The sequence below is a fragment of the Rhodovulum visakhapatnamense genome, from assembly GCF_004365965.1.
Classification (GTDB): domain Bacteria; phylum Pseudomonadota; class Alphaproteobacteria; order Rhodobacterales; family Rhodobacteraceae; genus Rhodovulum; species Rhodovulum visakhapatnamense.
On the sequence record NZ_SOEB01000002.1, the window covers coordinates 172613 to 185612 of the forward strand.

Below are 13000 nucleotides of genomic sequence, written 5' to 3' on the forward strand. Positions count from 1 at the left end.
GGACTCGACCATACCTTACCGAAAGCGTAGGAAATGGCAACACGACGGCGTGAAGAACCGTGCACTGCGGCAATCTGCACCCGCAGGGCGGCGCGGCAGCGATCAAGTCGTGCCGCTGTCGCTTGAAACCGGCGCCGCAGCCTGTCACGATCCGGCCCATCGTCACGCCAGCACCGGGCTGAGACGGCGCCTGGATCCGCGCCGCGCCCGCCCGCCAGCCGATCCCGCCAGAATTTCTGCCAGACCCCATGCACGGTGCCTCAGGCACGCGGCACGGGAGCCCGCGCCTGCCCGACGGAGAAAGCGCCATGACTGATCCGAAGACCGGACCGAAGACCGCCCGCCCCGGGCCGAAACTGCCCGGCGCCTGGGCGATCATGGCCCCGGTGCGCGGCCAGATCCGCGCAGGAATGGCGCTGGCGGTACTGTCCGCGCTTTTCGGCCTGGCGACGCTGGGCTTTCTGGCGCTGACCGTGCAGGCGCTGATGGCAGGTCAAGGCGCCCTGGCCTGCGGCTTCATGGCGGCGGCATTCCTTTGCACGCTGGGCGGCTATCTTGGCCGCCTCGGGGCCTTCAACCAGTCCCATTACGCGGCCTTCCGGCTGGAACGGCTGCTGCGCACGGGGCTGGCCCAGCGGCTGGCGCAGGTCTCGCTGGGCTATGTCGAAACCGAGGGCGCGGGCGGGCTGACCAAGGTGATCCATGACGACGTCAAGGCGTTGCATGTCTTCGTCGCCGACAGCACGCCGCTTTACGCCCGCGCCTATGTGACGCCCTTCGTGACCTTCGCGCTGCTGCTCTGGCTTGACTGGCGGCTGGCGCTGGCGGCGCTGGCGGTACTGGCGCTGGGGATGGGGGTGCTGACCTGGGCCCAGCGGCGCCGGGGCGAGATGGCCCGCGCCTATAACGACGCGCGCGAACGGGTCAGCGCGGCGGTGGTGGAATTCGTCCAGGCGATGCCGGTGGTGCGCACCTTCGACGCGGGCCACGGCATCTTCGGCCGCTATCAGCGCGCGCTCGACGCCTATGCGCAGGTGCTGGCCCGCTGGTATCGGGAATCGGGCTTCGCGGCGCGGTTCTCCTGGGTGGTGCTGGCGCCGATGCCGACGCTGGCGGTGGTGCTGTGGCTGGGCGGCGGGCTGGTCTGGGCAGGCGATCTGGACCCGCTGCGCTGGCTGGCGGTGCTGCTTCTGTGCACCGGGATGGCCGAGGCGGTGATGCCGATGATGATGCTGCGCCACATGAACGAGAAGGTGAAGCTGTCCATCGCCCGGATCCACGAGGTGATGGCCGCCCCGGTCCTGCCCGAGCCCGCCCCCGGGGCCGAGGCCCGCCCGCAGGACGCCAGCGTGCGCTTCGAAAACGTGACCTTCCGCTATGGCGCGGGCGAGTCCGACGCCCTGACCGACGTGACCTTCGAGGCCGCGCCCGGCACCGTCACCGCCCTGGTCGGCCCCTCGGGCGCGGGCAAAAGCACCGTCGCCCGGCTGATCCCGCGGTTCTGGGACGCGAATTCGGGCCGGGTGCTGATCGGCGGCGCCGATGTGCGCGAGATGACCGCCGACACGCTGATGGGGCAGGTGGCCTTCGTCTTCCAGGACACGTTCCTGTTTTCCGACAGCATCGCCGCCAATATCCGGCTGGGCTCGCCCGAGGCCTCGATGGAGGACGTGATCGCCGCCGCGACCGCCGCCCAGGCGCACGACTTCATCATGGACCTGCCACAGGGCTACGACACCCCCGCGGGCGAGCGCGGCAGCTTCCTGTCGGGCGGCCAGCGCCAGCGGATCACCATCGCCCGGGCGATCCTGCAGGACCGCCCCATCCTGGTGCTGGACGAGGCCACCGCCTTCGCCGACCCGGAAAACGAGGCCGCGCTGGTCGCCGCGCTGGCCAGGCTGATGCGCGGCAAGACGGTGCTGATGGTGGCCCACCGGCTGCCGACGATCCGCGATGCCGACCGGATCCTGGTCTTCGACCGGGGCCGCCTGACCGAACAGGGCCGCCATGACGATCTGGTGGCCGGGGGCGGCCTCTATGCAAGGCTCTGGAGCAATTACGAACGCGCGCAGAACTGGTCGCTGGGCCAGCGCGCCCCGCAGGAGGTCCCGGCATGAGCGCGCCGTCCACCGCCCCCCGAAAAGGCCCGACCCCCTGGCTTGCCACCTGGCAGCGGCTGATGGAGGGCGTCGGCCCCGAGGCCGCGCCCGGGCTGCGCCGCGCGATCCTGGGCCTTCTGGCCGCCGCGATCCTGCAGGGGCTGGCGCTGGCCTCGATCGTGCCGGTCTTCACCGCGCTCTTTTCCCGCCGCGACCTGACCGACGGGCTGGTCTGGCTTGCCGTCTTCACCGCGCTGACGGTGGCCGCTTCGGTCCTGCGCTGGCGCGCCCAGGGCTTCGACTATGACGGGCAGATGTCGGCCGCGACCAACCGCCTGCGCCTCAGGCTCGGCGCCCAGCTTCGCCGGATGCCCCTGGAAACCCTGCAGGAAAGCCGCACCGGCGAGCTGAACTCGATGGTGCTGAACTCGGTCGACGAGACGCTGCAGACCACGCTGACGATCCTCAACCTGATCTTCATCGCGGTGGTGACCCCCTTTGCCACCGGGATTGCGCTGTTTGCCGTCGACTGGCGCATGGCGCTGGCCTTCCTTGCGGTCTTCCCGGCGATCCTGCCGCTTTACCGCTGGCGCCGCCCGGCGATGGGGCGCGGCAAGCGCATCCTCGCCCAGGCCCATCAGGAGGCCAATGCCGACGTCCTGGAATACGCCCAGGGCCTGCCGGTGCTGCGCGCCGCGCGTCAGGCCGGATCGAAGGCCGAGCGGCTGGCCAAGACCTTCGAAAAGCTCGAGGCGATCCAGGCCTACGGCCACCGCAAGGGCGAGAAACCCAACATCCTCGTCGCCTCGGTGGTCGAGTTGGGGCTGGTGCTGGTGCTGGCGCTTGGTGCCGGGCTGGTGGCCTTCGGCGCGCTGGATCTGGCGGCGCTGGCGGGGCTTCTGGTGATCGTGGCGCGGCTGTCGGAACCGCTGTCGACCTTCATCCTCTACACCGCCATGGTCGAACTGATCGAATCCGCCCTGGACCGGATCGCCGCGCTGATGCGGATCGAGCCCTTGCCCCAGGACGACCCCGCCGCAGTGCCCGACCGGTTCGATATCGAGTTCGACGCCGTCACCTTCCGCTATGCGCAGGCCCCGGACCCCGCCCTGAAGGGCATCAGCCTGCGCCTGCCCGCGCGCAGCCTGACCGCTCTGGTGGGACCCTCGGGGTCCGGCAAGACCACACTGACCAAGCTGCTGATGCGCCAGTCCGACCCGCAAGAGGGCGCGATCCGGATCGGTGGCGTCGATCTGCGCCGGATCCCGGCCGACCGGCTGGCCGGTCTGATCTCGGTGGTGTTCCAGGACGTCTATCTCTTCAATGACACGGTCGCGGCCAATATCCGCATGGCCCGCCCCGGCGCCACCGAGGCCGAGCTGCGCGCCGCCGCCGAGGCCGCCCATTGCCTCGAGTTCATCGAGCGGCTGCCAAAGGGCTGGGACACGCCGCTCGGCGATATCGGCGGGCGGCTGTCGGGCGGCGAACGGCAGCGGATCTCGATCGCGCGGGCGCTGCTGAAGGATGCGCCGATCGTGATCCTCGACGAGCCCACCGCGGCGCTCGACACCGAAAGCGAGCTGTCGGTGCAGCGCGCCATCGACGCTCTGGTCCGCGACAAGACGGTGCTGGTCATCGCGCACCGGCTGTCGACGGTGGCCGGGGCGGATCGGCTTCTGGTGCTGGAGGAAGGCCGCCTGACGGCGCAGGGTCGCCATGCCGAGCTTCTGGCCTGCCCGGGCCGCTACCGCCGCATGTGGGAGGCGCAGATGCGGGCCAAGGACTGGCATCTGGTTCCCGCAGGCACGTCGGCCCATTGAGGTCCTCCAGAGGATCGGAGCCGACGCGATGAGCCGATGTCGGGGCGGACAGGGCATCACGCGATCCTGCCGGTGAATGCCCCGAAAAGCGGCGCACATCGGCCCGTCATCCGGCCGAGGCAGGATGGACGATCGGTCATGTGGCACGCGCGCGGGCGATCTGGCGGGCAGACCATGACATTCGTCTGCCCGCAGACGCCGGAGGCGGCCGCGCTACCAGACGGGCGGCGTTGTGATCCAGAGCACGCGCGTGCGACCGTCGGACAGATTGCGGAACTTGTGCGGCAACACGCTTTCGAAATGGAAGGAATCGCCTTCGTTCAGGTGGAAGGCGTGGCCGTCGATCCAGATCTCCAGACTTCCGACAAGAACGAGTCCGCATTCCTCGCCGACATGACGATAGGCGTCCTCGCCCGACCCGCCGCCCGGCTGAAGGACGATATCCATCACCTGCAGTGCCCCCGAATCGTGCGCGGTCAGGAAGGATTTCACCATGCCGCGATCGCCGAAATCGACGCTGCGACGACGGTCGGCGCGCACGATCATTCGGGCCTCGCGCTCGGACGGGCGGTCGTCCCAGACGAAAAGCGACAGGACCGGAATGTCGAGCACGCCGCAGATTGCCCGCAGGACCCGGATCGATGGCGAAGAGATGCCGCGCTCGATCTGGCTCATCAGGCCGACAGAGATGCCCGCGCCGTCCGCGACCTGCTTTAGCGACATGTCCCGCCCCTGACGGGCGCGCCGCACGGCCTGACCCAGCGACAGGTCCGCTTCGACGGTCCCGGCGGGATCGGTGTCGGGCAAGTTGGGGTCGGATCGAGTCATCGCTTCTTTTTCACGCAGGTGAACCCAAAACTACGCATTCGATGCTGCCTGCCGCAAGCGAAAAGACAGGGGAACGCCCGGGATTTTCGCCCAGGTGAAGACATGCGGAAATTTCTCTTGCAAAGGGGAAAATGTTCACTAGCGTGAAATTATAACAGATCGGGACGCGACGGACATGCAGGGCACCCTGCCCGGATCTGCTGCGCATCGACGCCCGCCAACAGGAGATCCGTTCATGAAACTGAAAGTTCCGATGCTCGCCGCCGCGGCTGCGATGGTCGCAACCCTCGCGCAGGCAGCCGACAGTCTGAAAGTCGGCGTGACCACGACAGGCATTCCGTTCACCTTCGTCGACACCGCGACGCAACAGCCGACCGGGGCGATGGTCGACCTGGCCCAAGCCATCGCCGAGGAAATGAACGCCAACGCGGCATTCGAGATCACCCAGTTCTCGGCCCTGATCCCGGCCCTGACCACGGGCAAGATCGACGTGATTTCGGCCGGCATGTACGCCACCGACAAGCGCCGGGAGGTCGTCGATTTCTCGACCCCGGTCTACAGCTATGGCGACGCGCTGTTCGTGGCCGCGGGCGACGGCACGGCCTACCAGCTTGACGATCTGAAGGGCGAGGTGATCGGCGCCCAGATCGGCACGACCTTCGCCGACAAGCTGCAGGCGCTGGGGATCTTCAAGGAGGTCAAGCTTTACGACAGCCTCGTCGACATCATGCGCGACGTGAAGCTGGGCCGGATCAAGGCGGGGGTGGGCGACGAACCGATCATCGCCTACCAGGTCTCGCAGAACCCGGGTCTTGGTGTGCATCTGGTCGAGGGCTACACGCCGATGGGCAAGGGCGACGTGGCGCTGGCCGTGTCGAAGGACAATCCCGATCTGCTGAAAGCCGTCGACGCCGCCATTGCCGGGATGCAGGCCAGCGGCAAGCTGGACGAGATCTTCGCGAAATACGGCCTCTGACGGGCGCGCGGCCCGGGCGCCTGCGGTCGCGTCCGGGCCGCCCCCCCCTGAGCCCCCCCTGCGACAGCCCCCCTGAACGGAAAGACGAACGGAAAGATGAATGGCGCCACTTCTTGACCGGGTGCAGGACTACCTGCCGCTTCTGACCCAGGGCCTCTGGCTGACCGTTGCGGTCACGATCCTGGCGCTGGTGCTGGCATCGGCGCTGGGGCTGGTCTGGGCGATTCTGCGGACCTCGGGCCGACGCTATCTCTCGGGACCCGCGCGCTTCGTGGTCGAGTTCCTGCGCGGCATCCCGATTCTCGTGATGCTGTTCTACATCTACTTCGTGCTGCCAGAGCTGGGGATCGATCTGACCGCCTTTCAGGCCGGGGTGATCGGTCTGGCGCTGATCTATTCCTGCTATATCGGGGAAACCTTCCGCGGCGGGATCGAGGCGGTGGACCGGGGCCAGACCGAGGCCGCGAAGTCCATCGGCATGCGCCACGGCAAGATGATGCGCCGCGTGGTGCTGCCGCAGGCGATCCGGATCGCCCTGCCGCCCTATGGCAACAACATGGTGATGCTGCTCAAGGACAGCTCGCAGGTTTCGGTGATCTCGGTGGCCGAACTGACCATGCAGGGCAAGATGCTGGCCTCGTCCACCTTCGACAACATGACCGTCTTCACCCTGGTTGCGGCTCTTTATCTCTGCCTGACGATCCCGCTGAACATGGTGATGCGGCAGGTCGAACGCCGGATGGGAGCGGCCCGATGATCCGTTTTACCGATGTGCACAAGTCCTTCGGCTCGCTCGAGGTGTTGAAGGGGATCGATGCCGAGGTGGCCAAGGGCGAAACCGTCTGCCTGATCGGGCCGTCGGGGTCCGGGAAGTCCACGCTTTTGCGCTGCGTGAACGGGCTTGAGGATTACCAGCAGGGCGAGATTGCCATCGAAGGCGCCCGGGTCGATGCCCACGCGCCGTCGATCCACCAGATCCGGACCCAGGTGGCGATGGTGTTTCAGCGCTTCAACCTGTTTCCGCACCGCACCGCGCTGGAAAACGTGATGGAGGGGCCCCTGCATGTCCTTGGCGAACCGAAGGCCGAGGTCCGCGACCGGGCCGAGGATCACCTGAGACGCGTCGGGCTGGCCGACAAGATGAACGCCTATCCCGCCTCGCTGTCGGGCGGCCAGCAACAGCGCGTGGCCATCGCCCGCGCCCTTGCGATGCGGCCGCGGGCGATCCTGATGGATGAACCCACCTCGGCGCTTGATCCCGAAACGGTCGGCGACGTGCTGTCGGTGATGGCAGACCTTGCCCATGAGCACATGACGATGCTGGTCGTGACCCATGAAATCCAGTTCGCCCGCGAGGCCGCCGACCGGGTGCTGTTTCTCGATGGCGGGTGCATCGTCGAACAGGGTCCCGCCGCAGATGTGCTGACCTCTCCGCAGCATCCGCGGACGCAGGATTTCCTGCGGCGCGTCACCCATCCGGTGTGATCCGATGACCGACAAGCCGCAATCGCTCTGGGCCGCGACGGCCCGCCCCGGCCCCGACCTGTCCCCGCTTGCCGAAAGCCGCCGGACCGACGTTCTGGTCATCGGCGGCGGGTTCACCGGGCTTTCGACCGCGCTGCATCTGGCCGAGGCGGGCGTCGCCGTGACCCTGCTGGAGGCCGAAACCCCCGGCCATGGCGGCTCGGGGCGCAATGGCGGGCAGGTCATTCCGGGCCTGAAGGACGATCCCGACGGTCTGGACGCGCTTTTCGGCCCGGCGGCCACCGCCTTCGCGGGCGGCACGGCCGATATCCTCTTCGATCTGGTCGCCCGCCACGGCATCGACTGCGACGCAAGCCGCGACGGCTGGATCCAGGCCAGCCTCAAGGACAGTCACCTGCCTGCGCTGGAACGCCGGATGGCCCAATGGCAGGTGCGCGGCGCCCCGGTCGAGTGGCTGGATGCGCAGGCCATCGCAGAGGCCACCGGAACCCGTCGGTTCCGCGGCGGCTGGCGCGACCTGCGGGCGGGTCGGGTGCACCCGCTGAACTATGTCCAGGGGCTTGCGGCCGCGGCCCGGCGGACCGGCGCCGATCTTTTCGCGCACAGCCGCGTCGTCGAGATCCGCCGCACCGACGCGGGCTGGCAGGCCCGTACGCAATCGGGCGCGACGGTCACGGCCGACCGGGTCGTTCTGGTGACCAATGCCTATACGCCGCCGAACCTCTATCGACGCATCGAGACGACGCTGGTTGCAGCCAACAGCATCCAGATTGCGACCCCTCCCCTTCCGCCCGATCTGCTCAAGCGTATCCTGCCCGGGCGCTCTGTCCTGTCCGAAAGCCGCCGTGTCGGCACCTATTTCCGCATCGGTCCCGGCAACCGCCTGATGATCGGCGGGCGCGGGCGCTTTTCGCATGGGGGGACCCCGGCGGATTATGGCATTATCGAACGGGAATTGCGGGCCTTCTTCCCCGAGGCCGCCCGTCTCGGGGTCGAGTATCGCTGGTCGGGCCGGGTCGGGATGACCGCCGACCATCGCGTTCGCCTGTTCGAGCCGGACACGGGCATGATCGTGGCGATGGGCTATAACGGGCGCGGCGTGGCCCTTGGCACCGCAATGGGCAAGGCGCTGGCCGATCACCTTGCCAGAGGCACCCCATTGCCGCTTCCCTCGCGCAAGATCGACCCGCTGCCGTTTCACCGGTTTCACCGCAGCTACGGGGCGGCCGCGATCGCCTGGTACCGCCTGCGCGACGCGCTGGAGCGCTGACGGCGACCTTGCGGGGGACTCTCCGTCATCGCCACTCATAGGGCACACGTGCAGGGACGCGACCGGTCTCATCGCCCGCGAAGTCCCGTCGGGCCTGAGGCCGCCTGGGGTCCGGACCATCCGGTCGGATACATTCCGCATCTCGCCTGCGGTGGCCTTGGGCCGGACATCTTGGTGCGACCGTTCGCGGCGACGGCGATGCGGCCCTGTCAGGCGATGCCGCCGCCGACCGAACCGGGACTTTCGGCGCGCTCCCCGGAAGAGATCGCGCGTTACAGGAGGAAGCGGCCCTCGATATCCACCACGCCCCCTTTGGCTCCTGCGTCGGCTTCGGGCGAAGCAGGTGAACCGGCGGCCGCCGCCACCCGTTGCGCAGCCTGTCGGGCACGTTGCGCGTTGACGCCTCGACCGCGGGCATCCGAAGCTTCTGGCTGCGGATGCCCGTCTTCCTATGGCCATGCGCGAATGCCACCTTGGCGCAAGCCGACCGTCCTGCCCCTATGGACGCAGCGGCGGTCGAGAGGCGGGTTCAGGCCGAACGTTCGACCGTGCCAAAGGGCCTCGATGACCCTCTTTGACCTCGAATATCGACCCCTGCCTCATTCCCCCGCCTGCGGCCAGGTGTTCGCGACCAGCGTCAGGACATCGTAAAGCGCGACCGTTTCGTCCTTCTGGTTCGTCACCCGACAATCCCAGCGGACCTCGCCATACTCGGCGGTCTCGCGCGGGTTGATCTCCTTGCAGGTCAGACAGACGCTCAGGCTGTCGCCGAAATAGACCGGCGTCAGGAACCGCAGGTTGTCGACCCCGTAATTGGCCAGGACCGGCCCCGGCGCGGGGTCGACGAAAAGCCCCGCCGCGAAGGAGGCGATCAGATAGCCATGGGCGACGCGATCCTCGAAGAACGGGTTCGCGCGGGCGGCCTCGCTGTCCATATGGGCGTAGAAGGTGTCGCCGGTGAACTCGGCGAAATGCTCGACGTCGGCCTTCGTGACCTCGCGGGACGCGGTCGTGACCCGATCGCCGATCTGCAGTTCGGCCAGCGACTTGCGGAACGGATGCGCCCCGGTTCGCGCGGCGGCGCCCTCGATCCAGCGGCCGGTGACGGCAGACAGAAGCCGTGGCGCGCCCTGCACCGCCGTCCGCTGCATGTAATGCCGGACCGCACGCATGCCGCCCAGCTCCTCGCCACCGCCGGCCCGGCCCGGCCCGCCATGGACCAGCGGCGCCAGCGGCGAGCCATGCCCGGTCGAGCTTTTGGCCGAGGCCCGGTTGCCGATCATCACCCGGCCGTGGAACGGCGCCATGCCGATCACCATCTCGGCGGCAAGATCCGGGTCGTCGGTGAAGACCGAGGCGACCAGCGATCCCTTGCCGCGCCGCGCCAGCGCCACCGCCTCGGCGGCATCGCCATAGGGCATCAGGGTGGCCACCGGCCCGAAGGCCTCGACATCGTGGACGGCCTTGGCCGCGAACGGGTCGGCGCAATGCAGCAGCACCGGGTTGAGGAAGGCCCCGGCCCCGGCATCGCCCGAGACGACCGAAACCGCCTCCGCGTCGCCGCAGACGATTCTGGCCTCGGCGGCCAGTTCGGCGATGCGCGCGCGCACCTCGGCGCGCTGATCGAGGCTGGCCAGCGGCCCCATCCGCACCTCGGCATCGCCCGGAAGCCCGACCGGCGTCCTGGCAAAGCGCGCGGCCAGCCCCTCGATCACCGCGTCTTCCAGCCCCGCGGGCACCAGGACGCGGCGGATGGCGGTGCATTTCTGCCCGGCCTTGGCGGTCATCTCGCGCGCCACCTCGCGGACAAAAAGGTCGAATTCCGGCGTGCCCGGCACCGCATCGGCACCCAGCACCGAGGCGTTGAGGCTGTCGGCCTCCATCGTGAATCGGGTCGCCTGCGCCACCAGCGCGGGATGGCGCTTCAGCATCTGCCCGGTCGCGGCCGAACCGGTGAAGGTCACCGCATCCTGGCCGGTCACATGGTCCAGAAGATCCCCGGCCGAGCCCGCGACAAGCTGCAGCGCGCCCGCGGGCAGGATCCCGGTCTCGACGATCCGGCGCACCACCAGTTCGGTCAGGTAGGCGGTCTGGCTGGCGGGTTTCACGAGGCAGGGCACGCCCGCGATCAGCGAGGGCGCGATCTTTTCCAGCATCCCCCAGACCGGGAAGTTGTAGGCGTTGATATGGATCGAGATACCGGTCAGCGGGGTCAGGATGTGCTGGCCCGCAAAGCTGCCGTCGCGCGACAGCGGCTCGACCGGGCCTTCGGTCAGCACCCGGGTATTGGGCAGCTCGCGCCGCGCCTTCGAGGCCAGCGTCAGCAGCGTGCCGATGCCGCCCTCGATGTCGATCCAGCCATCGGCGCGGGTGGCGCCGGTATGCAGGCTTTCGGCGTAGAATTCTTCCTTCAGCTCCATCAGCCGAAGGCCCAGCGCCTTCAGCATCAGCGCCCGTTCGTGGATCGTCATCGCCCGCAGCGCGGCACCGCCCGTCCGCCGCCCCCAGTCCAGCGCCGCGCCGAAATCGAGCCCCTCGGACCCGATCCGCGCCACCGGACGGCCGGTTGCGGCGTCGAGAAGGGTCGCGCCCTCGCCCGCCCCCGCTTGCCAATGGCCCGAGAGATAGCTTTCGAGGCGGCGGGGAATGGTCGCCGATCCGTCCATGGGGTGCTCCTTCGTCAGTTCAGGTTCAGGCGGGACAGCTCCGCCTCGGCCAGCGCCCGCCACTCGGCCAGCAGCGCCTCGTTCGTCCGGTGTCTCAGCCCCATCCGCCGCAAGGTCTCGAACCGGGGCGAGTCCGCCCGCCCGAAGGTGGCGGCGACGCGCGGCATCCAGTAGGCGATGGCGTCTTGCGCCTCGGCCCGGCCGGCGGGACCGGCCACAAGTTTCGCCAGCCCCTCAAGGCCAAGCTCGGCATGGCGGGCCTCGCGCGGGGCGATCTCGCGGATCGCCTCGGCGAAGGGCGTGTACGAGGCGCGGGCCAGTTCGGCCAGCTGCACCCCGGTCGCAAGCCCCATCAGCACGTTCATCGCGACCGCGTCGACCCAGCCTTGCAGCGGATAATGAAAGACCGACAGGCGCATGTCGGCGCCCTGCCGGTGCGCGCCGATCTGGGCCTCGCGGGGACCGCGCGCGGCCCAGTCATGGGCCTGCTCGTAGCGGGTCTTGTCGGTGCCGAAGGCGGTCATCAGGTCCAGCACCCGTTCGGCATGATCGGCCTTTTCCAGAACGATCCGGCTGGCCGCGATCCGTTCCCTGATGCCGGGCGCCCGGTTGATCGCATCGGCAAAGCCCGCCGAGCCCGCCAGTTCGCTGTCGACGAAGGACGACATCAGCCGCAACAGCTCGCCCCGATAGCGCGCGGGCACGTTGGTCGGCGCGGTCAGCTTGCCGCCCCGGGCGAGGTAGTCGTCGAGGCTGATTTCGGTCATGGCGTCCTCACTCGTCATAGCTGACCACCAGACGGTCGCTCAGCGGGTAGCACTGGCAGGTGAGCACATAGCCCGCGCGGACCTCGTAATCTTCCAGCGCATGGTTGGTCAGCATCTCGACCTCGCCCTCCAGAACCTTGGCCCGGCAGGTCGAACAGACCCCGGCCTTGCAGGAAAACGGCGCGTCGAGATCGGCGGCGATGGCGGCCTCCAGCAGGCTTTGCCCGGTTTTCGGCATGCGGAAGCTGCGGGTGGTGCCGTCCAGCGTGACGCTGGTCTCGGTCGCATTGGCGCTGTCGGCCTGCACGACCGAGACCGCCCGGCGCCGGGCGCGGCCGGGCTGGGTCGACAGGAACAGCTCGAACCTGATCCGGTCGTCGGTCAGACCGTGGCGGCGCAGCCCGTCGGCCACCGTCAGCATCATCGCCTGCGGGCCGCAGATGAAGGCCAGATCGACCGAGGCCGCGTCGATCCAGCCGGCGAACAGCCGGTCGATCTTCTGCGCATCGATCCGGCCGGTGAACAGGTCGATCTCCTGGGTCTCGGAGCCCAGCACATGGATCACCGCGAGCCGCCCGAGATGGGTGTTCTTCAGATCCTCCAGCTCTTCGCGGAACATGATCGAGCTGACCTGCCGGTTGGCATAGACCAGCGTGACCCGCGCGCCCGGCTCGCGGCTCAGCACGGTGCGAAGGATCGACAGAACCGGCGTGATGCCCGATCCGGCGGCGAAGGCCAGGTAATGGCGCGCGGCAGTCGGGTCGAGCGGCGCGTGGAACTTGCCCATCGGCGGCATCGCCTCAAGCACGTCGCCGGGTTTCAGCGCCTCGTTCGCCCAGGTCGAGAAGGCGCCGCCCGCGACCCGCTTGATCCCGACCCTGAGGCAGCCGTCGTCGAGCCCCGAACAGATCGAATAGCAGCGACGCAGCTCTTCCCCGTCGAAGGCCCGGCGGAAGGTCAGGTACTGGCCCTGGGTGAAGGCAAAGGCGGCGCGGTCGGCCTCGGCCGGGTCCAGCGTCAGGACCACGGCATCGCGGGTGTCGCGGCGGATATCGGTAACGGTCAGCGGGTGAAAACGGGCCATGGCCG

General features: G+C 68.7%; 10 protein-coding genes. 6 read left to right on the forward strand and 4 right to left on the reverse strand.

What is annotated here, in order from left to right; translation table 11 throughout:
- The first annotated feature begins 308 nt into the window (after window positions 1-308).
- Both EV657_RS02660 and EV657_RS02665 read left to right on the forward strand, forming a co-directional pair.
- Window positions 309-2117, forward strand: coding sequence for an ABC transporter ATP-binding protein (locus EV657_RS02660; protein WP_208323206.1), 1809 nt, complete (start codon window positions 309-311; stop codon window positions 2115-2117).
- Entirely contained in the window at window positions 2114-3919 is a 1806-nt protein-coding gene (locus EV657_RS02665; protein WP_134077048.1) for an ABC transporter ATP-binding protein, read from the forward strand. The genes EV657_RS02660 and EV657_RS02665 overlap by 4 nt, the downstream gene beginning before the upstream one ends.
- Before the next feature lie 213 nt (window positions 3920-4132).
- Here EV657_RS02665 and EV657_RS02670 read toward each other — a convergent pair whose 3' ends face one another.
- A complete protein-coding gene (locus tag EV657_RS02670) occupies window positions 4133-4747 on the reverse strand; it encodes a cupin domain-containing protein (RefSeq protein ID WP_075784342.1) in 615 nt (204 codons plus the stop codon).
- A 235-nt stretch (window positions 4748-4982) separates the two neighbouring features.
- On the opposite strand from EV657_RS02670, the gene EV657_RS02675 reads away from it, so the two are divergent.
- From EV657_RS02675 to EV657_RS02690, 4 genes are all read left to right on the forward strand, one after another.
- Complete coding sequence (locus tag EV657_RS02675; protein ID WP_134077049.1) at window positions 4983-5723, forward strand: ABC transporter substrate-binding protein; 741 nt, start codon at window positions 4983-4985, stop codon at window positions 5721-5723.
- A 100-nt stretch (window positions 5724-5823) separates the two neighbouring features.
- The gene (locus tag EV657_RS02680; protein ID WP_075784340.1) at window positions 5824-6480 is read left to right on the forward strand and encodes an amino acid ABC transporter permease; all 657 of its coding nucleotides are present in this window, start codon (window positions 5824-5826) and stop codon (window positions 6478-6480) included.
- Window positions 6477-7208: an amino acid ABC transporter ATP-binding protein gene (locus tag EV657_RS02685; RefSeq protein WP_113670141.1), complete on the forward strand. Its 732-nt coding sequence runs from the start codon at window positions 6477-6479 to the stop codon at window positions 7206-7208. Before EV657_RS02680 ends, EV657_RS02685 begins: the two co-directional genes overlap by 4 nt.
- A gap of 4 nt (window positions 7209-7212) precedes the next feature.
- Window positions 7213-8478 (forward strand): NAD(P)/FAD-dependent oxidoreductase, encoded by a 1266-nt coding sequence (locus EV657_RS02690; RefSeq protein WP_134077050.1) that lies wholly within the window; start codon window positions 7213-7215, stop codon window positions 8476-8478.
- Between the two features lie 599 nt (window positions 8479-9077).
- Here EV657_RS02690 and paaZ read toward each other — a convergent pair.
- Genes paaZ through paaE form a run of 3 tightly spaced genes read right to left on the reverse strand, consistent with a single transcriptional unit; the run spans window position 9078 to window position 12995 of the window.
- Window positions 9078-11144, reverse strand: a complete 2067-nt coding sequence (gene paaZ, locus EV657_RS02695; protein ID WP_134077051.1) for a phenylacetic acid degradation bifunctional protein PaaZ — start codon at window positions 11142-11144, stop codon at window positions 9078-9080.
- 14 nt (window positions 11145-11158) lie between these two features.
- Entirely contained in the window at window positions 11159-11911 is a 753-nt protein-coding gene (locus EV657_RS02700) for a Phenylacetic acid catabolic protein (RefSeq protein ID WP_134077052.1), read from the reverse strand.
- A 7-nt stretch (window positions 11912-11918) separates the two neighbouring features.
- Window positions 11919-12995, reverse strand: coding sequence for a 1,2-phenylacetyl-CoA epoxidase subunit PaaE (gene paaE, locus EV657_RS02705; RefSeq protein WP_113670139.1), 1077 nt, complete (start codon window positions 12993-12995; stop codon window positions 11919-11921).
- Window positions 12996-13000 lie beyond the last annotated feature (5 nt).